The sequence below is a fragment of the Parafilimonas sp. genome (genome assembly GCF_051953455.1).
Taxonomy (GTDB): Bacteria; Bacteroidota; Bacteroidia; order Chitinophagales; family Chitinophagaceae; genus Parafilimonas.
Window position 1 is genome coordinate 49,942 of sequence record NZ_JBQCIT010000019.1, and the last position, 25,181, is coordinate 75,122.

21 protein-coding genes are annotated in these 25,181 nt (G+C 39.6%); 8 read left to right on the forward strand and 13 right to left on the reverse strand.

Annotation, left to right across the window (positions count from 1 at the left end):
- The first annotated feature begins 104 nt into the window (after positions 1-104).
- Positions 105-1,406 (forward strand): MFS transporter, encoded by a 1,302-nt coding sequence (locus tag ACTHN6_RS08155; protein ID WP_440435252.1) that lies wholly within the window; start codon positions 105-107, stop codon positions 1,404-1,406.
- Between the two features lie 105 nt (positions 1,407-1,511).
- On the opposite strand, the gene ACTHN6_RS08160 is transcribed toward ACTHN6_RS08155, so the two are convergent.
- From ACTHN6_RS08160 to ACTHN6_RS08170, 3 genes are all read right to left on the reverse strand, one after another.
- Positions 1,512-4,910 carry a protein O-mannosyl-transferase family gene (locus ACTHN6_RS08160; RefSeq protein WP_440435253.1) on the reverse strand — a complete coding sequence of 1,133 codons (3,399 nt, stop codon included), beginning with the start codon at positions 4,908-4,910 and terminating at the stop codon, positions 1,512-1,514.
- Positions 4,911-5,092: 182 nt separating this feature from the next.
- The gene (locus ACTHN6_RS08165; RefSeq protein ID WP_440435254.1) at positions 5,093-6,358 is read right to left on the reverse strand and encodes a M56 family metallopeptidase; all 1,266 of its coding nucleotides are present in this window, start codon (positions 6,356-6,358) and stop codon (positions 5,093-5,095) included.
- A 4-nt stretch (positions 6,359-6,362) separates the two neighbouring features.
- The gene (locus ACTHN6_RS08170; RefSeq protein ID WP_440435255.1) at positions 6,363-6,725 is read right to left on the reverse strand and encodes a BlaI/MecI/CopY family transcriptional regulator; all 363 of its coding nucleotides are present in this window, start codon (positions 6,723-6,725) and stop codon (positions 6,363-6,365) included.
- A 232-nt stretch (positions 6,726-6,957) separates the two neighbouring features.
- Here ACTHN6_RS08170 and ACTHN6_RS08175 point away from each other — a divergent pair, with 232 nt between their 5' ends.
- Both ACTHN6_RS08175 and ACTHN6_RS08180 read left to right on the forward strand, forming a co-directional pair.
- Positions 6,958-7,830 carry a serine hydrolase gene (locus tag ACTHN6_RS08175; RefSeq protein WP_440435256.1) on the forward strand — a complete coding sequence of 291 codons (873 nt, stop codon included), beginning with the start codon at positions 6,958-6,960 and terminating at the stop codon, positions 7,828-7,830.
- An 87-nt stretch (positions 7,831-7,917) separates the two neighbouring features.
- Positions 7,918-8,112 carry a hypothetical protein gene (locus ACTHN6_RS08180; RefSeq protein ID WP_440435257.1) on the forward strand — a complete coding sequence of 65 codons (195 nt, stop codon included), beginning with the start codon at positions 7,918-7,920 and terminating at the stop codon, positions 8,110-8,112.
- Here ACTHN6_RS08180 and hutU read toward each other — a convergent pair.
- From hutU to ACTHN6_RS08200, 4 genes are all read right to left on the reverse strand, one after another.
- On the reverse strand, positions 8,105-9,871 hold the full coding sequence (hutU, locus tag ACTHN6_RS08185) for a urocanate hydratase (RefSeq protein WP_440435258.1): 1,767 nt from the start codon (positions 9,869-9,871) through the stop codon (positions 8,105-8,107). The two genes, ACTHN6_RS08180 and hutU, sit on opposite strands and share 8 nt — an antisense overlap.
- 75 nt (positions 9,872-9,946) lie before the next feature.
- On the reverse strand, positions 9,947-10,906 hold the full coding sequence (locus tag ACTHN6_RS08190) for a hypothetical protein (protein ID WP_440435259.1): 960 nt from the start codon (positions 10,904-10,906) through the stop codon (positions 9,947-9,949).
- 2 nt (positions 10,907-10,908) lie between these two features.
- Positions 10,909-12,411, reverse strand: a complete 1,503-nt coding sequence (gene hutH, locus ACTHN6_RS08195) for a histidine ammonia-lyase (RefSeq protein WP_440435260.1) — start codon at positions 12,409-12,411, stop codon at positions 10,909-10,911.
- A gap of 12 nt (positions 12,412-12,423) precedes the next feature.
- Positions 12,424-12,906, reverse strand: coding sequence for a MarR family winged helix-turn-helix transcriptional regulator (locus tag ACTHN6_RS08200; protein ID WP_440435261.1), 483 nt, complete (start codon positions 12,904-12,906; stop codon positions 12,424-12,426).
- A gap of 305 nt (positions 12,907-13,211) precedes the next feature.
- Here ACTHN6_RS08200 and ACTHN6_RS08205 point away from each other — a divergent pair, with 305 nt between their 5' ends.
- A complete protein-coding gene (locus ACTHN6_RS08205) occupies positions 13,212-13,643 on the forward strand; it encodes a DUF2147 domain-containing protein (protein ID WP_440435262.1) in 432 nt (143 codons plus the stop codon).
- Between the two features lie 101 nt (positions 13,644-13,744).
- On the forward strand, positions 13,745-14,026 hold the full coding sequence (locus ACTHN6_RS08210) for a GlsB/YeaQ/YmgE family stress response membrane protein (protein ID WP_440435263.1): 282 nt from the start codon (positions 13,745-13,747) through the stop codon (positions 14,024-14,026).
- A 27-nt stretch (positions 14,027-14,053) separates the two neighbouring features.
- On the opposite strand, the gene ACTHN6_RS08215 is transcribed toward ACTHN6_RS08210, so the two are convergent.
- Positions 14,054-15,568, reverse strand: coding sequence for an arginine deiminase family protein (locus ACTHN6_RS08215; protein ID WP_440435264.1), 1,515 nt, complete (start codon positions 15,566-15,568; stop codon positions 14,054-14,056).
- Between the two features lie 213 nt (positions 15,569-15,781).
- Here ACTHN6_RS08215 and ACTHN6_RS08220 point away from each other — a divergent pair, with 213 nt between their 5' ends.
- Positions 15,782-16,162, forward strand: a complete 381-nt coding sequence (locus ACTHN6_RS08220) for a hypothetical protein (protein WP_440435265.1) — start codon at positions 15,782-15,784, stop codon at positions 16,160-16,162.
- On the opposite strand, the gene ACTHN6_RS08225 is transcribed toward ACTHN6_RS08220, so the two are convergent.
- Positions 16,159-16,824, reverse strand: a complete 666-nt coding sequence (locus tag ACTHN6_RS08225; RefSeq protein WP_440435266.1) for a spheroidene monooxygenase — start codon at positions 16,822-16,824, stop codon at positions 16,159-16,161. The genes ACTHN6_RS08220 and ACTHN6_RS08225 overlap by 4 nt on opposite strands.
- Position 16,825: 1 nt before the next feature.
- Complete coding sequence (locus tag ACTHN6_RS08230) at positions 16,826-17,470, reverse strand: J domain-containing protein (protein WP_440435267.1); 645 nt, start codon at positions 17,468-17,470, stop codon at positions 16,826-16,828.
- A 110-nt stretch (positions 17,471-17,580) separates the two neighbouring features.
- On the opposite strand from ACTHN6_RS08230, the gene ACTHN6_RS08235 reads away from it, so the two are divergent.
- Positions 17,581-18,273 carry a ThuA domain-containing protein gene (locus tag ACTHN6_RS08235; protein ID WP_440435268.1) on the forward strand — a complete coding sequence of 231 codons (693 nt, stop codon included), beginning with the start codon at positions 17,581-17,583 and terminating at the stop codon, positions 18,271-18,273.
- Between the two features lie 136 nt (positions 18,274-18,409).
- On the opposite strand, the gene ACTHN6_RS08240 is transcribed toward ACTHN6_RS08235, so the two are convergent.
- Positions 18,410-21,691, reverse strand: coding sequence for a S41 family peptidase (locus ACTHN6_RS08240; RefSeq protein ID WP_440435269.1), 3,282 nt, complete (start codon positions 21,689-21,691; stop codon positions 18,410-18,412).
- A 191-nt stretch (positions 21,692-21,882) separates the two neighbouring features.
- Here ACTHN6_RS08240 and ACTHN6_RS08245 point away from each other — a divergent pair, with 191 nt between their 5' ends.
- Positions 21,883-22,557 (forward strand): lipoprotein signal peptidase, encoded by a 675-nt coding sequence (locus ACTHN6_RS08245; RefSeq protein WP_440435270.1) that lies wholly within the window; start codon positions 21,883-21,885, stop codon positions 22,555-22,557.
- A 5-nt stretch (positions 22,558-22,562) separates the two neighbouring features.
- Here ACTHN6_RS08245 and ACTHN6_RS08250 read toward each other — a convergent pair whose 3' ends face one another.
- Positions 22,563-23,471 (reverse strand): hypothetical protein, encoded by a 909-nt coding sequence (locus ACTHN6_RS08250; protein ID WP_440435271.1) that lies wholly within the window; start codon positions 23,469-23,471, stop codon positions 22,563-22,565.
- 66 nt (positions 23,472-23,537) lie between these two features.
- Entirely contained in the window at positions 23,538-24,962 is a 1,425-nt protein-coding gene (gene fumC, locus ACTHN6_RS08255; protein ID WP_440435272.1) for a class II fumarate hydratase, read from the reverse strand.
- Between the last annotated feature and the right edge of the window lie 219 nt (positions 24,963-25,181).

The following is a 25,181-nucleotide window of genomic DNA, read 5'->3' on the forward strand; positions in this document are numbered from 1 at the left end:
AAATGATAATCAACAATAGTATGTTTTTACATAGTATGTTACAAAAAAGTACATACTTGTTACAAATATACTGAAAGCTTAGTTTTGCGAAAATTTAAAATAATATGAATGATACCTGTTATGCTGATGAGAAAATAGCCAAAGAACGGAATAAATTTTTCAGCCTGAATTATACAAAACCACAAAAAGATGAAAATAAAATAATCAGTACCCTGCTGTTATATATAACCATTCCGCTCTCCGGTTTTGCAGTAGATGTTTACCTGCCTTCTTTTCCAAACATGGTGAATGAACTGCACACCTCTGTAACCAGTTTACAGGCCACGCTGGCGGTTTATTTATTGAGCTATGGTATTTCACAATTCCTGGTAGGAGCGATAGTGGATAGCTTCGGAAGATACAAGATTGGCATAACAGCATTTTTACTTTTTGCCATAAGCTGTTTCATTATTGCCGTAACAAGCAGTATTCACCTCATCATTTTCCTGCGGGCCATACAGGGTTTACTGATTGCCACATTAATGATATGCCAGCGTTCTTTCCTTGTTGACCTGTATAAAGATGAACCGCAAAAACTTAAAAAATATACCAGTCTTATATCCATTATCTGGTCAACTGCACCCATAATAGCTCCATTTGTTGGCGGCTATATTCAATATTATTTTAACTGGCAATCGAACTTTTATTTCCTGGGTATTTATGCACTTGTTATGATGATTATGCATCTCATTTTTTCCGGTGAAGCCTTAAAATATTTAAAGCCTTTTCAATGGAAATCGATAAGTGTTATGTATAAAGAAATGTTTGTAACGAAAGACTTTGTGTATGGTGTTTTATTATTAGGAACAAGTTTCAGCATGGTGATTTTGTTTGGCATGAGCATTCCTTTTATTGCGGAAAACAAATATCATTTCACATCAAAAACAACAGGCAATCTTGCCCTGCTATCGGGTGTTTCACTTTTTTTAGGCGGATTGTTTAACAGGTATATGATAAACAGAAGCATTACAAAAAAGCTTACTGTTTCAATCATTGTTCAGTTTGTTGTTGCTGTGGTTATGCTTATTGCAGGCATTAAAACCGAAAGCTTAATAACCATCATGTTATTTGTGGTTATGCTTCATTTCCTGGAAGGGTTTATTTATAATATGTATTTTACCTATTGCCTCACCCGCTTTACCAGTTTTGCAGGGCTTTCCAGCGGGTTCACCAGTGGCGGCGCATACATTATTACTTCATTCATTACGTTTATGTTATCACATCAGCTTATTATAAAAGGCCAGTTAAGCATGGCTGTTTATTATGTGATTATTATAGCTCTAATGCTTGTGATTTTAATGCTGGCGCTTCCTCATCTTAAAATAGTGCATAAACCTAAAGTCCGGCAACTTATTCCTTTAAAGTAATATACAAAGCAGGAATGTGTTTAAGCTGTACTTCTATGCGTACAGGCCTGGCTTGTTTAAAATAAAAAAAGGAATTGCGATTGATGGTGATTCTTAATGGATTTCTTACTCCAGATTATTTTTTCTTTCCGTATAATTTTTCCGGATGGCATTCAACACCTGTACCAGGTTTTCATTCATTGAGCTTTCATATTCCAGTGCGGCCTGCTGCTGTGTATTTAAACTTTTATAATAACGCCGCTGCTGCAGTATATCTTTTTCAACAGAAGCCGCAATTTTATCAGCAAGCTGCCTGTCGTTAACACGATACGCAGCTTCCATCATTCCAATTGAAATGCGGTTATGCATATTGTTGCCGGAAGTCATACCATAGGGCAGGTTTTCTTCCTTTATCATTTTGTCATCATGTTCTAAAACATTACGGGCTTCTGTTAATTTATTTTCGCTGATGAGGTCAAGTGCAAGATCAAGATCAGCCTTGCGAATACCTAATAACTGCATGCGGTTTATTTCATCATAATACACATTGCCAAGCTGAGCATTGCCATAATTCCACTTCTTATTATCCATAACAAGCGCATAACCCTTTGCCGTATTAATGGATGGGTTTTCAACAGGCACCAAACGATACGCCATGCCTTCGCGGCGCAGGTATTTGTCAAAACCAAGTTTATTGTAAGGCATGGTAAAATAAACGGGACGATTCCATTTATTGGCAGCAATAATATTCAGAATGGCAAGATCGTTTTTAAGCAAAATATTTTTGACAGGCAATTCAAAACGCATGGCATCAACCACTGTATCATTAGCCTTTACGGTTCCGTTTGTTCGCACAAGCGCCGTATCCACCGGCACAGCCAGCTTGCGCACCGGCAGTGTATTAACTGATTCGCCGCTGCTGCTTTGCACCTGCGCAGCTGTATCATCACTGCCCACCCAATTCTTCATTACATCATACAGATTATAATATCTGTCTTCAGCAAACTGCGGGTTAGGCTGATAAAAAACATAATCCCGTTTATTGCCCTGCACCTGTTCCTGCGACCATATTACATCAATAGGATCGCTGCTGTTCACTTTATGCCGCAACTCATTTATCTTCCAGTCAGAACCCAGTAATGTTGTAATGATGATACGCACATCAGGCCTGATACCTTCTACTTCCTGCGCATACCATAAAGGATAGGTATCATTATCGCCAATGCTGAAAAGAATGGCATTGGGTGCAAGGCTTTCGAGATAATCACGGGCCACGTCACGCGCCAGTTGCTTTTTATGCCGGTCGTGATCATTCCACTCCTGCACGCCCATTAATACAGGAACAAACAATGAAATTGTACATGCTGCAACCGTTATTAGCTGTTTATTCTTTAAAACTTTTAATGCTGAAGGAATACCTGCCGCTATGAATGCAATAAGCAGGAAAGTTACAATGCCGGTTATAAAAGATGCAGCGGCGCCATAACCTGCAACAGCAATAAAGATAGTTAAGATAAAGCTGATGAGTGCTGCATTGGTCAATACATCTTTCAACAATTTTTTATTCCATAGAGATGCCATTTCCATAAAATATAAAACAGATAAGCCTATCCATATTGCATACACATAAAAAGAACCTGCATAAGCATAATCGCGTTCACGTGGCTGATAGCCGGGCTGGTTAATATAAATAACAATAGCAAAACCTGTTGAGAGAAAAAGCAACATATTCACCAATGCATCGCTGCCTTTTCTTTTCGCCTGGTATAACAATCCAATTACGCCCAAAATAAACGGCAGCATATACATTGTATTATGCCCTTTACTTTTCTGAATGCTGTCAGGCATCATGCTTTGATTGCCATATAAAGCATTATCAATAATAGGAATGCCCGTTATCCAGTTACCATCTCTAACATTATTTATGAACGAACCCTGCAGATCGTTTTGCTTGCCGCTGAAATTCCACATAAAATAGCGGATATACATGTAATAGGTTTGGTAACTGAGAAAGAAACGCAGGTTTTCTATAAAGGTTGGACTGCGTTCATACGTACCATCCTGGCTTTTATTAATGCCGGCGAAGTAAGCATAATAATCTGCATGGTTCTGATCGTTGGTCATATCCCACATGCGGGGAAAAACCATTTTATCTTTTGGCAGGAATACATAATCAAAATTTTTACCGGCGGGAATATATTTGTGTTCACCTTTTTCATATTTCATGCCTTTATCCGCATAATTAACCGGCTGCGCTGTAAAGTTTTGTCCATACAATAAAGGAAAATCTCCATATTGATCGCGGCCCAGGTAACCTTCCAGCGCCTGTGGGTTATCAACGTTAAACATATCAATGGAAGGATCTGCATTGCTGCGGATCATGGTCGTAATATAAGTGCTGTAACCAATAAGCGTAAACGCAATACACCATAATGCCAGCCGCAAATGTGGCCATGATCTTTTTTCAGCATAACGTAATCCGATCCATATACCAACAGCTACCAGCATAAAGAAAAACGCAAAGCCGGAGAAGAAAGGCAGGTTCAGGTCATTCACAAAAAATATATCGAATGCACCTGCTGCTTTAATGGAATATTGAATTACGCCTTTAAGAATGATGCCGAATATTACAACGCCCAGCACCATAAAAATATATACGCCACCATATAATTCTTTTTTGCTTTTGACTGTGCGTTCAACCAGGAACAATAAACCGACAGCCATAATTGCGATTAGGAAAATAAGGCCTGCAAATGTGTTATCTGCGGGAATGCCTCTTGATGTATCTGCGGCAGATTGTGCAGCAACCAGCGTCAAAATAAAGCCTGCAATGCCACCAAATAAAACAATGCGTATAAAATATTTTCTTATAGCAACATATTTAAAAGATGACCTTCTTTTGAAATAATAGATCATCACAATGGCAGGAATACATAATAAACAGAGCAGGTGCACACCAATAGAAATACCGATTAAAAAGAAGATAAAGATGAGCCATTTATCAGCGCCTGGTTCATCGGCAACACGCTCCCATTTTAACGCAGCCCAAAACACAATCGCTGTAAAAAATGAACTCATAGCATATACTTCACCTTCAACGGCACTGTACCAGAATGAATCAGTAAATGTGCCTGCCAGTGCACCAACAATACCTGCTGCTATTATGCTGCATATTTGAATATTGGTTACTGGTTTTGCCGTATCAGGCTGTACAATTTTTTTTGCAAAATGTGTTATCGTCCAGAACAAAAACATAATGGTAAAACCACTTGCTAAAGCGTTCATGATATTAACTGCTTTGGCAGCCGTTAATGTATTATCGCCAAACAATACAATGAATATCCTGCCAAGCATAACGAACATCGGTGCGCCGGGCGGGTGCGGTACCTGCAGTTTATAGCAACTACTTACAAATTCACCGCAATCCCAGAAACTGCCACCGGCCTCGCTGGTCATGATATAAACAGTTGAGGCAAAGGCAAAGATTGCCCAGCCCGTAATATTGTTAATACGGTTATAGTTCATTTTGTTAGTAGTTATATGTGCTGCGTTGTTAGATTAACATAGTATCTCGTAGAATTGGCAATATCCGGGCATGATAAGTATGCATACCTTTTACATACGATTATACCGGCTAATTAAGCTATATTCTTGTATTGCCTTTTGTTTATGGCTTCTTGATCTTTAACAGGTGACTACTCACTAACTCAGGATTGTTTGAATAAAGGAACACCTGCAAAATTCTTATCTTTTGTTTTATCTGCAACTGTATTATTCAGCTTTGAATTATGTAATGATAACTCCTTTCGTTTAAGATCAATATTTATTTCAATGGCACACCGGTTATTATCGAATGTTGAGTCGATCAAAAAAGTAATAGCATGGCTGTTGATATGGTTGTAACCGTTTTTTTCAAGCAATAACTTTAACCTGTCTCTTTCACTTTTTATGGTTGCTATGGTAAAAGACCTCCCGCTTTGCAATAAACTCTTATCCTGCGTGTTTGTTATAAGCTGGCTTATGTTGGCGTCCTGTATATTATAGGTTAACTCACTCAGCATAAACGTTTCATCTTTATTGTTTGGCGTATTGGCAATATGCATTTGACCATCATTCCTGAAGGCCAGCATCATAAAAGCAATCAACGGCAATACAAACAGCATTTTCAGTAAATGCCTTTGTGAAGTGCGTGTTTTATTCATCATATAAATACGTTGTTTAAGTGATGATATTTTAAAGCTGCTTGCAATGTTTACCGGAGAATAACCCGTTACTTTTAATAAAAGGTATTGATAGCTTTTTTTGTTGGCGCCCTTTTTTAATACTGTATCATCAGCAAGAAATTCAAGGTTTTGTTTAACGGCAATTTTCATCAGCCATGCAAAAGGGTTATACCAGTTGAGCATGCAGATAAATTCGGCGATGATAACATCAGCCGTATGGCTTTGCTGCGCATGAACCATTTCATGCTGAATAATATCACTTAATTCTGCAGGGGTATGCCGGTTCCTGTTTACATAAATATTACGGCCGAAAGAAAAAGGCATAATATCTATATCCAGATTATATAGTTTTATGTTGTCTGTTGCATAAATTAAAACCGCATTGGCAGTTGTTTTCCTGAAAGAAATTAATTGCATGATAAAATGCAACAAACAAACAATCATACCGCTTATAAACAAGGTGATCAGCACAACAGGAACAGGGCTGTTGCTTTCATCTGGCATATAAGCAAAAGCATTCACAGGAATGGAAGGCACGTTATTAATAATACCGGATGTACTGATGGTTTGCGGCGTTACAAAATAATCCAGCCTTAACAATGGAATAATAAATGCAAACAAGCCAGCCGTTAATAAATAAAAGCGGTTGCTTTTATAACTGGTGAGCCTGCTTAATAACAACCAATAAAAAAGCCAGGCTGCTGCATAAACAGCCGTTAATTTTATCATGTATTCAAATAATGTTTGCATACAATTATTTTTTATTGTTTTCAATCATGTTGATAATATCCTGCAGGTCTTTTGATTTTAATTTCTTTTGCTGCACAAAAAAGTTCACCATTTCTTTATAGGAATTATTGAAATAATTACGAATAAAACCCTGCATGAATGTTTGCTTATAGGCTTCTTCAGATACGTTGGATGAATAGATGTAAGTATTACCTAACAGTTTACTGGTAACAAAGCCCTTCTTTTCCAGGTTTTTAACGGTAGAGGCAATGGTGGTATATGGAGGTTTGGGATCTGGAAATTCCTGCAGGAAAGTTTTTACCGAGCCTTCACCATACTGCCATATCACCTGCATTAATTCTTCTTCCTGCAATGAAAGTTTTTCCATCTACGAATTTTTCGTAAAACTACGAAAGTTTCGTAAAAAACAAAGTTTTATTTGATCTTACCGGTTAACGAATATCATTTTAGCAATAATTAAACAATTTCATAATTTAGGTATTGCCGTCAGCCGGCACTTTTTAAAGCGTTTGTCATTATTCATAATTTTAAACAAACGATTCAAACACTTCTTATATTGATGAAAAATTTTGATAGTGAAACATGTAAAATTATTATTGTTGGCAACAATCATTTTTATAGCAGGCAATGGATGTATGACGCACAAATCTTCAACCGTACAGTTAAAAGATAAAATAGCAGCGCAAATTGCAAAACACAAGGGCCGCTTTGCGGTGGCTTTTAAAAACCTTTCGAACGGGGAACAAATATTGATAAATGAACATGAAAATTTTCACGCGGCAAGCACAATGAAAACACCTGTTATGATTGAAGTGTTTAAGCAGGTGCATGCAGGAAAGTTTTCCATGAATGATTCCGTCACGCTTAAAAATGAATTTAAAAGCATTGTTGATGGAAGCAGTTTTTCACTCAGTGCGGGTGATGACAGTGAATTTGATTTGTATAAACATATTGGCGAAAAAAGGTCGGTTTACCAGCTCATGTACGACATGATAATTGTTAGCAGCAATTTCGCAACCAATCTCATCATTGATCTTGTCGGTGCAAAAAATGCGAATGAAACAATGCGGCAAATAGGTGCAAAAGATATACAGGTTTTACGCGGCGTGGAAGATGCTAAGGCTTATGAGAAAGGGATGAACAATACCACTACAGCCTACGATCTTATGCTGATATTTTCAAAAATTGCCAATGGTAAAATTGTAAGTAAAAGCGCCTGCGATTCCATGATCCATATTCTTTCCGATCAGCATTTTAATTCTGTTATACCAGCCAAACTTCCCAAAGATGTAAAGGTGGCGCATAAAACAGGCTCTATCACTTCTGTTCAGCATGACAGCGGTATTGTATTTCTTCCTAATGGGAAAAAATATGTTTTGGTGCTTTTATCAAAAGACTGGACAGATGAAAAAGATGCCATTAGTTTAATGGCGGATATTTCAAAAATGATTTATGACCATGTTGATGAATAGTTCAGCAGCTTACACGTTTATGGGTTCACAGGTTATTAAATATGGGAATGGCACATACTTTGTGTTTTTCTAATACAAAATTTTATTATGGAAAAACGGGTAATCGGTATTATACTAACGATACTTGGCGTAATAGGTCTTATATATGCCGGCGTTTCATTTGTAAATGGCAAATCGGGCATGTACAATATTAAACTGATGTCTGTATTCGGAATTCTTGGTTTAATATTTTTTCTTTCAGGAATAGGGTTAATTCGAAACACAAAAGATAAAGCTACTTAATCATAAGATTTGATTTCAGATCAGCGCTTAACTTCTGTTCCAGGTCCAACCCAAATTCCTTTGCGGTTTCTTTTGCTGTTTGATAACCTGCATCTGCATGTCGTATAACACCAATGCCGGGATCATTTCTCAAAACCCTTGAAAGCCTTGCTGCTGCTGCATCTGAGCCATCAGCGACAATCACCATGCCTGCATGAATACTGTAACCCATGCCCACACCGCCGCCATGATGTAAACTCACCCAACTGGCACCGCCTGCCGTATTTAATAATGCATTTAATAAAGGCCAGTCTGCAACGGCATCGCTGCCATCCATCATAGCTTCCGTTTCGCGGTTGGGACTTGCAACGGAACCCGTATCTAAATGGTCGCGGCCGATAACGATGGGCGCTTTTACCCTGCCGGTTTTCACCAGGTCGTTAAATGCAAGACCAGCCTTTTCTCTTTCGCCCTGCCCTAGCCAGCATATACGTGCCGGCAAACCCTGGAAGGCAATTTTTTCTTTCGCCAGTTTTAACCAGCGCTGTAAAGATTTGTTCCCGGGAAACATATTCGCAATTACTTCATCCGTTGCCGCAATATCATCTGGATCACCGCTTAATGCAGCCCAGCGAAATGGCCCTTTACCTTCGCAAAATAATGGGCGGATATAAGCAGGCACAAAGCCGGGGAAATCAAATGGGGAGTGATGAGTGGTGAACGGTGAATTTGTTTTCTCAATATATTCCCGGGCGCGTGCACGAATGTTATTTCCATAATCAAATGTGATAGCTCCTTTATCCATTAACTGCAACATCAAATCAACATGGCGAAACATGCTGCGATAGGCGTATTCAATATATTGTTCGGGATTTTCTTCGCGTAAAATTTTTGCCTGCTGGTATGATATTTCATGCGGCCAGTAACCAATCAGCGGGTCATGTGCCGATGTTTGATCAGTTAATGTATCGGGTATAATATTTCTTTCAATCAATCTTTCCAAAAGATGCACCGCATTACATAACACGCCAATGCTTTTGCTTACACCTTCCGTCTTATACCATACAGCTTTATTGATGGCTTCATCAATATCTATATATTTTTCATCAAGGTATTTTGTTTGCAAACGTTTATCAATACGCCATTCTTCTACTTCGGCAATTAATGCAACACCTTCATTCATGGTGATAGCCAACGGCTGGGCTCCGCCCATGCCGCCAAGGCCGGCAGTGACGTTGAGTGTGCCCTTCAAAGAGCCATGAGCTTTGAGCTGTGAGCTTCGAGCAGAACCGGAAAAATGTTTATCTGCAACCACCGAATACGTTTCATACGTTCCCTGCACGATGCCCTGTGAGCCGATATAAATCCAACTGCCTGCTGTCATTTGTCCGTACATCATCAGGCCTTTTTTCTCCAGTTCATCAAAATGTTTCCAGTTGGCCCAATTGGGTACGAGCTGTGAATTGGATATTAAAACGCGTGGTGCATTTTCATGCGTTTTTAAAATGCCGACTGGCTTGCCACTTTGTATCAGCAGGCTTTCATCATTTCCCAAAATTTTTAATGCAGCAACGATGTTATCCAGCGCTTCAAAGTTCCTGGCTGCTTTGCCCCGGCCGCCATACACAATCAGTTCATCCGGTTTCTCCGCCACTTCCGGGTTTAAATTATTCAGCAACATGCGCAATGCCGCTTCCTGAATCCAGCCTTTGCAATTCAGTTTTGAGCCTGTTGGTGTTTTATATTTAACGGCGTCGTATTTAAACTGTGTTGTTGTCATAGATAATATTTTATGTTATCAGCTGCGCCATTTCATGGCATCACGGTTGTGTCACTCACTTGTACTATTGGAATGCTATTGAGCTTTGATTTCAGGAAATAATTTTTTAAAGTCTTCCATATCTTGATATGATAAATTAGTCCATATTAAATATCCATGATGATTATTTAATCCAACTAAATCGCTCATATCGAAGGCAACTTCAAGTTCGCCAGAATTTATATCACTTTTATAATCATCAATTTTGAATAAAAACACTCGATTCAAAAACATTTTATGCATAACTGCATTAGGATGTATAGCAAAATTTAATGATGATTTATTAGTTTGAATGCTTGGATAAATTAGCATATCTGTCCTTATATTACTTGGAGTATAAAAATGTTTATGTGCTAAATAACTAGATAATAAATGATCTTCTTTTTTTTCAAAAATTGTAGCATAAAAATGCAACATTTCCTCAAGGCATTTACTTTGCTCTTCAGTCCTTACAGAAAATTCTTCTTCTAAATCTTTAAAGGCTTTTTTACTCATAGAATTATATTCATCAACAACGTCATATTCACCATAAATAAAAGGTGAGATATAAATTGGTTGATCCTCTCTGAATGACCATTCAGATAAATAATAAAAATTATTACCTTCTTTTTTAAAGCTTAACTCTAAAGTTTCTAAAAGAGCAGTATGTGCAGATGGTGATCCATAAAAAGTTGGACAATTAGGAAGATTAGCTCTTTGTAATAAGGTTTTTGAAACTTGAGGATGAGAAAACTCTGTAATTAATGAAGTATTTATAAATCCCTCTTGTTTCCGAAGTCTATAAACTTTAGAAGGTACTTTATTAGTATTAGAAGTTCTAACACTAAAAAAAATAAATCCAAGTTTTGAAACAAAAAAATCGTCTAATTCTTGAACATACTCCTGCAAAGATTTAGCCTTCAATTTATTTTCTAAATCTATTGAATCAAATTCTTCAAGCACTTTTAAAATTTGACCTTTACTTGGAATGGTTACTTTTTTTTTACGTAATAACACAACTAACCAATATTAATATTAAATGTTCCAATAAATTCCACCGCTTTCATCATATCATCATGCAAAACCCTGTCTTCCTTATTAAACGAAACAACTTTTCTGAACGCAGCATGTAATTCTTCCAATAACTCAGAAGTCTTTGCAGGCCTTCTGAAATCCAATGCCTGTGCAGCGCTCAGCAATTCAATGGCTAAAACTTTTTCTACATTATTAATTACCCGCAGGCATTTTGTAGCAGCATTGGCGCCCATGCTTACATGATCTTCCTGGTTGTTGCTGGATGAAATGGAATCAATGCTGGCCGGTGTACATAATTGTTTATTCTCACTTACAATGCCGGCAGCCGTGTATTGCGGAATCATGAAACCACTGTTCAAACCGGGATCGGTTACAAGAAACAAAGGAAGGTTTCTTTGCCCGCTTATTAATTGATAAATCCTGCGTTCACTTATATTAGCTAATTCACTCATGGCAATGCTTAAAAAATCCAGTCTTAAAGCCAAAGGCTGGCCATGAAAATTTCCGCCGCTTACAATTAAATTATCATCCGGAAAAATGTTAGGGTTATCTGTTACGGAATTTATTTCTGTTAAGAAAACATCGAGCACATTATCAAAAACATCTTTGGTGGCGCCATGCACCTGCGGCACACATCGAAATGAATAAGGGTCCTGCACCTGCTCTTTTTTGCGTGCTGTAATTTCACTTCCGTTTAAATAGGCACGAATGGTTTTTGCAGCTTCAATTTGGCCTTTATGCGGCCGGATTGTTTGAATACATTCATTTAAAGGTTCTGTTATACAATCAAAAGCATCATAAGATAAAGCGCAAATAAGATTCGCCATTTTAATTAAGTGCTCTGCTTTTTTCAAACAATACAATCCATATGCACTCATGAATTGTGTACCATTAATCAAAGCCAGGCCTTCCTTGCTTTGCAGGCGTATAACTTCCCATTCAAGTTCCTGCCATAAATCTTCCACTTTTCGTTTTTCATCTTGATAATTCACTTCACCCAAACCAATCAATGGCAAACTCAAATGGCTTAAAGGCGCCAGGTCGCCGGACGCGCCGAGCGAACCCTGTGTATAAATTACCGGCAATACATCATGATTAAACATATCCATCAGCCGCTTCACTGTATCTATCTGCACACCGCTGTAACCATAGCTCAATGATTTCACTTTCAGCATAAGCATGAGCTTTACAATAACGGCAGGCACCTCCTCTCCCATGCCGCAGGCATGCGATTTTAAAAGATTATCCTGCAATTTTTCTATCTGGCCGTTTTGTATGCGCACATTTTGTAAAAAACCAAACCCGGTGTTTATACCATAATACACTGAATCCGGGTCAGCCATTTTTTTATTGAGGTATTCACGGCATTTATTAATGCGGTCGTGTGCGTCGAACGTAATAGAGATTTGCTGGTTGTAATCCAGCAGGTTTTTCACCTGTTCAAAATCAAGCCAGCTTTTATCAAGAGGGAGATAATTGTAACTCATACAAACAATCAATTACAGGTGCGTTTCAATTCTTTCAAAAAAGCCTTTCTCTTCTAAACTGGTTTCAATACCTGTTAGAGCTTTTAATATTTTTTTACTGCTGCTGCCCGATGCTTCCGCCAGTTCATTCATGGCTTTTTCAAGTGCAGACCAAACAGGTTTTATTTTTTCCAGCAGTTTCCTGCCCTTTGCAGTAAGCATAATATTTTTATGGCGGGCATCTGTTTTTGATGTAACGGATTTAATCAAACCTTTTTGCTGCAGGCTGCTTGCAAGCTGGCTGATTGCGGAGTGGGATACCTTCAGGCTATTTGAAATTTCTTTTATAGAAACTTCATCTTTTTGCGAAAGGATATAGAATACGGGAAACCACGAGGCGTCAAACTGTATCTTATGGTTTTTGTATATGCGGTTTACATCATTTATAAATGTATTCCCCAAACGTTTTAAACGGCTGCCGAAAACAAGGAAGCCTAAATCCTGGTAAAAATTCATTCAACAAATATATAAGTACTTATATATTTTTAGCTGAGGGTAAAAATATTTTTTATTTAAATTCTTTCATTTACCAGCTAAGGGTGCTATACCGCCAAGGTTTTCCCTAACGCCAAATGACGCCCTCGGCTATTTATATCATTATTCAAACTCACATAACTTATATATATTGCCATCAATCCGTTAAATGAAGCTTTATCATTCAAGCATGGTGAAGTATACCTGAAGAATATGTTCTGTTAAAATAAAAATCATATAATAATTGCATGCACTTTGCATATAAGTTGCAACCCATCTTAATGCCGATGAAATATATTACTGTAATTGCTTTGTTATTATCAGCCTTTTCGCTTAAAGCGCAACATAATCCCGACGCCATATTAGGCAAATGGGAATCTGCAGAAAAGAACCTTATTGTGGAAGTTTATAAACAGGATGACAATTTCCAGGCAAGAATAGTGTGGTTCAATAACCCTGGTAATATGTTGCCCGAAACCGATATAAAGAATCCTGATAAAGAATTAAGATCCAGGAAAATTGTGGGCATGGATGTATTATCGGGCCTTGAATATAATGCCAGGCAAAACCGGTGGGTAGGCGGAAAAATTTATGATTGTACCAGCGGCCGCACCTGGGATGCTACTGTTTGGCTAACATCGCCCAATGACCTTAAAGTGAGGGGATACTATCTTGTAAGATGGCTTGGAAGAACCATGATGTTTACGCGTGTGGAATAAGGCTGAAGCAATTGAGCATTAATGATTGATTATTTACACCTTCATTTCAGCTTAAATAAACCGCATTGTAAATAAGTTTATATTTAATTAAATTTTTTGCCATGACATTAATGGGATTTCTGCTCCTGCTTTTAATAGCTGCAATATGCGGCGGTATTGGCCAGTCACTTGCCGGTTACGATCGTGGTGGCTGCCTTGTATCAATTATCGTTGGTTTTATCGGCGCTTATATCGGCACATGGATAGCAGCCAAATTCGGACTGCCGCCTATTTTTGAAATTTCCATACAAGGCCAATCTTTTCCTGTTGTTTGGGCAGTAATTGGTTCCGCTGTTTTTACGGCGGTTATAGCCTTGCTGCGAAGGGCATTTACCGGAAAGTAGATTAACTGCATTTTAATTGATGCATTATTATATGAGTTTATCTCTTAACAAAGGCATACTCATGCAATGCGAGCCGCCACGTGCCCGGGAGAGTTCTGCAGACGGCAATAAAATCAATGTATCTTTTAATGATTGCGGGCTTAAACCGCCATCAAACTTTTTAAACAATTCGGCTGTAGTAATTACTTCAAACCCGTTTTTACGAAAGCTGTCGGCGGTATAATCATTCCTGTCGTAACCAATTACAACACCTTCCTTTAAAGCAACCACATTACAGGAATCCGTCCATTGTTCGCGGTCATCATAAGGAAATTCATTACCACCGCTGTAAATTATTTTCACATCAGCAGGATCGCAATGATAATCTTCAACACTTACCTGCACCAGTAATTCTTCAATGCCCGAAAGTTTTTTATCAACGCTGTAATCTATCTCCGGCTTATAAAATGCATCAGCCGGCTTATAAAACTGCAGTATTTCGGGCTCTTCAATGCCAACTAAATCCGGCTGGTGCATTAGCCGCCTTAAATAAGATTGCTTCACTTTATTTTCAGCCGCAATAATATTCTCAGAATACCTTCCGTATAACACCCAAACATTGCGTTTTACCTGTGTGAAAATGGTGTCAATGTGCATTTGCGCACGGTTCTTTGCAATTTTTACAACAGAAATTTTCTCAATACCGAGATCCTTTGAAAAAATAGTATGGATAATTTCATTGATGGCGTTGGATGAAGTTCTTTCACTGCACCCTACAATCAGATGCTGCGGATGTATCATCATGATATCTCCGCCTTCAATGCTTATAAACCGGGCTTTGCGTTCCATTTCTTCATATAAAAAGAAATCGCTGTCTTCAATCACTTCCATTACTTTATTTGAATCTTCCTTAAACAGGAAATACATGGCAAGAAATTTTGTGATGAGCGATTCGCGTTTTCTTGCCGTGGTGGCCATGCGGCTTAAAAGAATATGGTCTTTTATCATGATGCCGATATCCCTTGTAAATATAAAATTGGGGATTGGCGGAAAGATGTATTGGTCTTCATGCGAGCCGCTTGCTTCTTTAGGCAGGATGCCGCTGATTAAAATTCTGGCCAGCAACGCGGCATCATCAATGGCTTCAAGCTGCAGTTGTGTTTTATGGCTGGATTCTTCATATGAGCAAACGGCTGAAATTAACCGGAGCTTTACTTTTTCGTCTTTCAATATCAGTTCTAATAAATGCTGCACTTCAAGCACATTATCTGAATTGAAATATTCTTTCTTGCCGGGAATAAAACAATTGGCTTTAAGCTTTTCATCGGCAGACGCCTGGCATTTTTTTATGTAATTAATTTTATCAGGATCAAGGAAATACAACAGCAGCATTACATAATGATTATATTCTTTCTGCATGCTTTTTAAATGAACTATGTCATCGTATAAATTGTCGGCAAAAGTGCCCGGTATTATTTTTCCAATGCCGCCATCAGGGCTATGTATAATCAGCTTTCGAAGTGTACCAATTTCTGATTCTATGTAATAGTTTTTATTATTCATAAAATATATTTTTTGATTGATAAAGAAGAAATAATGCAGCAATAAATAAAGGCAGGCAGCCCAACACATCAGGTAAGATTAAGAAAAATGGCGAGCAGGTTATGCTTCTTCATAAGTGGGTTGCAAGATAGGCATTTTTTATGGCAATACCCTGTTATAGCGGCTTTACAACGTTTTCAAAAAACCTTTTGTCATTCCATAAATGTTTTCGTCATGAACAACCTTTACACTTTAAAAAATTTCAAGCCAAGCAATGTTTTTTTATTGTTTGCCGCATTTTTCATCATTGCCGTTTTTTCTTTTAATTCCTGTTCAAAGGATGTTGATGACAGTATACCCAAGCCAATTGCAACTTTGATTAAATCAATAAAATCTGACAACCCGGATTGCACTTGTGACCCTTATATAGCTGAGTATTTTTGGCAAAATAAAACGGTTTACTTGCGTGGGTTCACAGGACCAACCTGTAATTGGATTCCTATATATTATGATTCAACTGGATCAATACTAACCATGCCTGCAAACTATACGCCTAACGATTTTCAAGAGGAAAGTAGTTTTATAAAAACTGTTTGGTCTTGCCAGCAACATTAAACAACATAATTAAATCCTATAGTGTTAATTACACGGAATCTTACAAACATTTCTTCGCTATACCAGTTTTCACTGCGGGTTTTATGAATCACATCTTTATGTTGTTGCAAGCTGTAGGCAAAATTTTTCATAGCAGCTTTATTTTCCCAGATGCTGAATGTTGCCTGTTTTATCCAGGGTACTTCTCCTATTCCATAAGAAATAATTAAGCCTTTTGCCGAAGGCGTTATACCAGCCACAGCATCAACATTACTCCAGAAATCTTTTAAACGGCTCAACCGTATGGTTGCCCTTGTTAATACAGCTATCGGCCCGTCATACATTGTTTCTTTCGGGAGCTCACCAAAAACTTTTTTTCCATCCCATAAACCATGGCCTTCTATTGGCTGCAACAACAATTCTTTTATATCACATCTGAAAAACTTCCAATAGCGGTAAAGAAATGCAGGGGCTTTTGTTATTGTATCATCTGCTGTAAATAGTAATGCCCATTGATTTAAATCGGGATGAACGTCAAATGTTCCGTTCTTCCCGCTGCCCATTAGTTTGAAAAATTTAATCTTTTTATTTAGCCATAAAGGCAGGCGGAACAAAGCCATTGATAAAAAACCAAACAGGCCGAGATGTTTTGGATAACGTGTTATAATGAGCGTGCAGTACATATCATTTTGCTGCTACCAAAAAAATAATTAAACATAAAACCGCGGCGAGCACAATGGCCAGCACCACTTTATATTTTTCCCATCGCTCCTGTTTATGTTGCTGCCGCAATAACGTATTCAATTCATGCTGCAGCCATTCGTGTTCAGCATATAAAGGCTGCATTAATTCAATCAATTGCTTTGTTTGATGGGTAGATAAATAAGCTGCGGCAATACTTACCTGCTGCAAAAATTGCTGCAGTAAAATTTTATTTGTACCCGGCAGCAGTAGTATGTCATCAGGCATTAACTGCTGTATGGCATACAGCAAGGCATTTTTATTCAAACGAAAAGGGTCTGTTGTTTTTAAACTGGCATTTAATTTTTCAATATGCTCTATTAAAGTTTCAATGGTTTCCACGGGGCGTTTATATTCTTCTTCCGCAATTAAATAACGTTCATAATTGTAACGCTTTCGTGCATCTGCATCGCCCAGTACTTTATAAGCTTCGGCTGCATCTGTGAAAATAGCAGCAGCAATAGTATCGCCCGGATTCTTATCGGGATGGTATAACATAGCCAGCTTTCTGTATGCCCTTTTTATTTCTGCGGTTGTTGCCGATGATTTTACATTCAATATGCGGTAATAATCTTTTGCAATAGCCATGAATGGCGAAAGTAAGTGTTATCATAATGTATTAATTTCACTGTCCGTAAAATGCATGTGAAATGATTAAATTGAACATTTTAATATCCACCTTTCTAGCGTTTCTTTCTATGAATACAGTGTTTGCCCAATCTCCAAAAGTGCTGGTGTTTAGTAAAACCACCACTTTCTATCATGAATCAATACCCGATGGTATTGCCGCCATACAGGCATTAGGCAGCCGTAACGGTTTTGACGTTGATACAACAAAAGACGCCGCCGCTTTTACTGATGAGAATTTAAAGCAATATGCTGCCGTTATTTTTTTAAGCACGGCCGATGAAAGCAATACATTATTAAATGAAGCGCAAAAAACTGCCTTCATGCGTTTTATACAATCCGGTAAAGGTTATGTGGGCGTGCATGCCGGTTCAGACGCCTTATATAACTGGCCCTGGTATAATAAGCTTGTTGGCGCTTATTTTAAGAATCATCCAAAACCGCAGGAAGCTGAGTTAACTGTTACTGATAAAAATTTTATTGCAACAAAAGAACTGCCTGCATCGTGGAAGCATTTTGATGAATGGTATAATTACAAAGAAACCAACTGGGATAGTGTGCAGGTGCTTTTAACGGTGAATGAAAAAAGCTATGCCGGCGGAGAAAACGGCAGTTACCACCCGGTTTGCTGGTATCATAATTATGACGGCGGACGCTCCTTCTTCCTGGGGCTTGGGCATACCAAAGAATGTTACACAGACCCGCTTTTTTTAGACTTGCTTCTGGGTGGCATTAAATATGCGATAACCAACAGGGATAAGTAAGGCCGGTCAAGACGCATAGCTGCGTCTGACCTTTAGCAACCCCCTTGAAAACCTAAAGATCAAAACAGCGGGAGCGTATAAACAAAAGCGTCCTGTATTTTTAAGGTACAGGACGCCTGAAAACATCTTCAACAAATCATCTTGGTTCAGCAGCCGGCTTCGCCGGTACTTTGTATCCTTGTTTTTGTATCAATGATTTTATTTCGGTGATGGCACGTTCCAATTGCGGATCAATGCCCTTGGCCATGGACGCAAGGTCTTCATCCACATAAATGTCCGGGTCAACGCCATGACCTTCCTTAAACCATGTTCCGTCGGGATTATACATGCGGAAACTCGGCGCTGTGATATTGCTGTTATCAATAAGATCCGGCACACCACTTATTCCTATCAACCCGCCCCAGGTACGGTTACCAACCAGCGGGCCCAGCCCTTTCTTCCTGAAGAAATCCGGGAAAGCATCACCACCCGATCCGCTCCAGCCGTTAATCAGCATTACCTTCGGGCCAAAATTGGCAAATGGCGGCCAGGGCCAGCTTTCGCCGTCTCTTACAGCCCAGTAAGCCAAAGGTGTGCGGTTAAGAATTTCTATAAAACGGTCTGGTATCTGGCCGCCGTCATTAAAACGTTCATCAATCACTAATGCTTTCTTATCCCATTGCGCATTAAACTGGCGCAGCAATTCCGTCTGTCCATCAACGCCCGTGCTTGGAACATATATGTAACCAACCTCCCCATTTGTGGCAGCTTCAACACGTTTGCGGTTTTCATTTATCCAGCTTAGATAGCGCAGCCTGCCTTCATCATCCATCGTTTGCACGATAGCTTTTTTAGCGCCGGTAAATGATGGCTTATCATTATAGGTTAACTCAATGGTTTTATCGGAAAAGCCTTCAAAAGCTGCAAAGGGTTCATGCGCTGTGGTTAATGGTATCCCGTTTACTGCCAGAATATAATCGCCTTCTTTTATATTGATGCCGGGCTTATCCAGTGGCGAACGCACTTCACCATCCCATGGCGCTGCTTTTATGATTTTTTCAATCTTGTAATAGTTACCATCTGCCTGCCAGTTCACGCCAAGATAACCAACAGCAACATGTTTCGCTCTTTCAGTTGGCTCAACACCATGATAAGTATGCGAAGCATTTAATTCGCCCAGCATTTCACCGATGATAAAATCAATATCATACCTCGTGGCGGCATCATCCAGCATTTTTTGATAGCGCTGCTTTACCTGCAGCCAGTTTACGCCGTGCATGGCGCTGTCGTAAAAATAATCCCGCTCAATGCGCCAGGCATCATTAAATACAGCCTGCCATTCTTCTCTTGGATTAACGTTCATCTGCATGTCGCCCAGCGGTACTTTCTTATCCGCATCAGCGCCTTCACTTACCTTTATTACCGCCAGGTCGTTACCAACCTGCACCAAGGCCTTTTCACCATTACCTGCCAAGATATATCTTCCCACATTGTCAATAATTTTCTTCTCTTTCCTGTCTTCAATATCAAAATATTTTAAAGATGGGTTTTCTTCTTCTGAACCCGTATTCGGCATTTTCACATACAGGATTTTACCTTTTACCGCGCCAAGGCCGGAGTAATTACCCGGGGTAATGGGCAGAAATTCAAGCCTTCCTTCAAAGCCATCGAAATCAATTTTCACGGCTTTATCTTCATCTTTATTTGCTTTATCTTCCTTCTTATTGCCTTTATCCTTTTTTCCTTTTTTGGAAGATGAAGCCGCCGTATCTTCTTTCGGTTTATCTTCTTCCACACTTATCGTATCATTTTTAGGATAGAGCAATGAAGGCGTTGTTTTGAGCAGGCTGATGGCCCCGACTTTAGTGGAATTGGCATATACAAAAGAATTGTCAACATCGCTGTAATAGGCCTGGAATTCCTGGTTGGTAAGCACATACAGGTATTTACCTTCGGGATCAAAAACAGGGTTGGAGAAGGTATAAAAACCACTTGTTGCACGATGCAACTGCCTGTTGTTATAATCATAGATAAATATGCTGTTATGATTATTTTCTTCGTCAAGCGTAAAAGCCAGCCAGCGGCTGTCGGCGCTCCAGCTAAATGTAAAATATTCCAGTGCGCCATGTGTTAAGCGCTTGCCACGGGCAACATCGGTGGTAGCGCCGGTGGCAGCGTCAACAATTTTTACCTGCATGGCTTTATCAATAAAGGCCAGCTTTTTACCATCGGGGCTCCAGTTTAACGCATACCTGAAACCGGGGCCATAGCTGGTTATTTTTCTGGCTGAACTTTCATTACCGGTTTGCATAATCCATAATTCATATTCACCGCTTTTATCGCTCCAGTAAGCTATACTTTTACCATCGGGAGAATAAACGGGATAACGTTCCGCATTACCGGAAGTGTTGGTAATATCTTTTACTACACCCTCTGTGGCGGGCAATGAAAAAATCTCTCCTCTCGATTCAATGAGCACACGGCTGCCATCTTTTGAAATAGCAGGATGCGTAAAGTAACTCCTCACATTCAGCATGTAAGGCTTTAGCGGCGCTTCATCGGCAACCACCTGTATCTTTATTTCTTTTGGGGCGCCGCCTGCCAGCGGGTATAAATAAAGTTTACCGCCATTTTCAAATACAATGTCATCCGGCCCTAATGATGGGTAATGAATGTCATACTCTGTGAAATGAGTAAGCTGTTCAAACGATTTATTGCTGATATTATATCTCCACAAATTCATGCGTAAATCAGTGCCGCGGTCTGAAATAAAATAAATATGATCGCCGCTCCACATGGGATATTCATAACCGGCATCGCTCTTACCGGAAATATTTTCAGAAGTAGTGTCTTTAAAATCATAAACATGAATATCTGAGCGCCAGCCGCCGCGATAGCGCTTCCAGTTGCGGCCAATCTGCGTGCGGAAATTTAATGCCATGTGCTGGCCATCGGGCGAATAAGAACCATATTCCGCATAAGCAAACGGCAGCTTTGTATCAATACCGCCGGTATCGGCAACCGAATAAAACTGGTTAAACCGCTGTTTGCCGCTTTCGCGCATGGAAGCAAAAAATACATGCCGGCCATCAGGCTGCCAGTCAACAACCCTGTCCGGGTAATCATGCGCCGTTAAGCGCACCGGTACGCCGCCTGTTGCCGGCATCACATACACATCCGTATTGCCATCATAATTGCCGGAAAAAGCAATTTTAGATCCGTCCGGTGAAAATTTTGGCCAGGTTTCCGGACCGGGAGGCGAACTTAATTTATAAGCTGTTCCTCCATTTTTTGAAACGATCCAGATGTCATTCGCATAAGCAAAAACCACCTGCGTTTTTGAAACATCCGGATAGCGCAGCAAACCGGCATCTATTTGTGCGGTTGCCGCTGTTACCATAAATATTGCTGTACTAAAGACTGACAGTATTTTCTTCATAAGCGAAGTGTATAAGTATTTTCGCAAACATAGTTTTACAATAAGAGAATAACCAAAACAGCTTTAAGATTTTTTTAAATGAATGCAGGAACTGATAAATGCAGCTGTTGAACGGTAAATTATACGAATAAGCTTAACAAATACTCATATCTTTAACCATTATATTTGCGCCCTTAATACTCTCCCAGATAATGAAAGGCAAACACGTAGCGCTGCTAATTATTTTAATACTCATTGCCGACCAGGCGCTTAAATTCTATATAAAATTAAATTATACGCTTGGAGAAGAGCATAAGGTTATCGGTAACTGGTTTCGCCTGCATTTTGTTGAAAACGAAGGCATGGCCTGGGGTTTAAAATTTGGCGGCGGATTGGGTAAAATTTTGCTTACGCTTTTCAGGCTGGTGGCGGTAATATTCGGCACATATTATTTAAGCCAGGTCATTAAAAAGAAATATCATAGAGGTTTTATTATTTGCGCCGCCCTCATTTATGCCGGCGCTTTTGGCAATTTAATTGACAGTTTATTTTATGGCCTGATATTCAGCAGCAGTAACCCTTTTACAGTAGCAACTTTATTTCCTGCCGGCGGTGGTTATGCTTCCTTTTTTCACGGGCAGGTAGTAGATATGTTGTATTTTCCCATTATTGATACAACCTATCCTTCCTGGTTTCCCATAGCAAGCTGGCGTGGACAGGAGTTTTTATTTTTCAGCCCGGTATTTAACCTGGCAGATTCTTCTATTTCGATTGGTGTAATTGCCTTACTTATCTGGCAGAAGAAATTCTTTCCGCAACATAAACATAGTGAAGAACCTATTAAAACCTCTCCTGCGGAAATTGATGACAGGGTGAAGACAATGTAATCTTTCTATGGCGAAACGGTGGCACTAAAACTGCCATTAGTAACCTGAATTGCGGCACCGGTTGTTACATTCTCAGCCGTTCCGGAAAATGTGCCTGTGACGACATGAGTAGCGTCATCATATGAAGATATAGTTACAGAAACATCTGAATCTATGGGCGTTCCATCAAATGCTTCATAAATTGGGTCACCGTTACCCGTAGTATAATTAAAAGCGAATACTGCTGCATTTGCGGGTGGGACAGAGTCGGTTTTATATACTCCGGTTTCAATCACGCTTTCAGGCAAATAAGCAATTAATGTTATTGCACTATCAGTTGTTGACTTTGTAAAACCAGCCATAGCAAGCATCTTTCCACCGGAATTCCAAACAAAAGTATCCTGAATGACTGTAGCAGCATAAAAAGTTCCATTAAAAGTTCCTTCGGTTGTAGTAAACTGCCAGCTCCCAACATTTCCTGTTGCCGTTGTATCAGTTCCACCCAAACCCGTACCGGTACTATCCTGCACATTGATTGTAAATGAACAAAACGTGCTGTCAAAACTTACATTAAATGTTGAAGTACCAACAATTATAGGATGGCCTGAAGGTTTCAATTGTATTGTATTAACGCCGGTATTGCTGAAATACCCGGAATCTGAAAAACTAAACCCGTTTGCCGTATCTGTTTTTATGTTATAGCCACCGGTTTTTGTAACATTTACCTGCAGCTCAACATACGCTGTGTCGCCGCCCGGCGTAACGCCATTATAATACGTACCATGCACGGTGCTGGGAAGGCAGTCGCCGGCCGAATCCCATAAACTGCCTTCTGCCGGAATGGTATTGCCTTTTTCGAAACTGTATTCCTTCTGGCAGGAGAAAAACGCCAGGAAGCAGGTTACTACAAATAGATATACAAGATTTCTGTTCATGTACAATAGTGTTCGGGTTTTAATAACGTGCGGCAATCTTAATAAATTGTCCGCACATTACTGAACTTAGTTTTTTAATTCGCCCACCATTTTAGCAGGCACCACCCATTCATCGAATTGTTCCGGCGTCATGTGTTCAAAATCAAGGCCTTTGAGTTTATATTCAACAGCAGCCTGCTTTAAGGTAATGCCGCGTTTATGGGCATCCTGTGCAATAGCGGCAGCATTATAATACCCGATTTTTGTATTGAGTGCTGTAACCAGCATCAGGCTGTTATTTACATGTTTTTGAATATTCGCTTCTATCGGTTCAATACCAACAGCACATTTATCGTTGAAGGAAACACAGCCCTCTCCTATTAATCTTGCGCTATGCAAAAAATTATAAATCATCATGGGCTTAAATACATTCAGCTCAAAATGGCCGGTGGCGCCGCCAATATTAATGGCCACATCATTACCCAATACCTGCGCCGCGATCATGGTTAATGCTTCGCATTGTGTTGGGTTTACTTTGCCCGGCATGATGGATGAACCCGGCTCGTTATCCGGAATGTGTATTTCGCCGATACCTGCCCTTGGGCCGGAAGAAAGCATGCGTATATCGTTGGCAATCTTCATTAAGCTTACAGCAACGGTTTTTAGAGCACCATGCGCCTCTACAATAGCATCATGCGCCGCAAGGCTTTCAAATTTATTTTCAGCAGTAATAAAGGGAAGGTTAGTTAATTCAGCAATCTTTTTCGCTACCAGTTCAGCATAACCTTTTGGTGTATTGATACCAGTGCCCACAGCCGTACCGCCAAGCGCCAGCTCTGATAAGTGCGGTAATGCATTTTTGATGGCCCTGATACCATGATCCAGTTGGGAAACATAACCGCTGAATTCCTGGCCAAGCGTTAGTGGCGTGGCATCCATAAAATGCGTGCGGCCAATTTTTACCACATGCATAAATGCTTTGCTCTTTTCACGCAGTGTATTGCGTAATTTTTCCATGCCGGGAATGGTTGTCTCCACCAGCATTTTATAGGCTGCTATGTGCATAGCCGTAGGAAAAGTATCATTGCTGCTCTGCGATTTATTTACATCATCATTCGGGTGCAGGAATTTTTCTTTATCGGTTAATTTACCGCCATGCAGTACATGCGCACGGTAAGCAACCACCTCGTTCACATTCATATTGCTTTGTGTGCCGCTGCCGGTTTGCCAAACCACAAGCGGAAACTGGTCGTTTAATTTATGGTCAAGAATTTCATCGCACACGGCGGCAATGGCATCTTTCTTTTCTTCCGGCAAAACGCCCAGTTCAAAATTGGCAAATGCCGCTGCTTTTTTAAGGTAAGCAAAAGCTTCAATAACAGGTTTGGGCATTTTATTAATATCCTGTGCAATCTTAAAATTCTCCACACTACGTTCGGTTTGAGCGCCCCAGTAAACATTGGCAGGCACTTTAACTTCGCCCATAGTGTCTTTTTCTATTCTGTATTCCATATAAAAATTTTTATCGCCGCAAAGGTAATCCTGAATGGCCAGAAGCAGGAATGAAAAGCGGAATTATACCACTGTAAATTCCTATTTTGTTTTGCACAGATTCGAGATTTTCACCTCTGCATCTTGATCTATAGACTGGCTCAGTCTCAAAAGACTGAGCCAGTCTTCTTAAAAATAATTCAGCAAAAATCTATGAGAGGATATTGCCGCTGTCGTAGG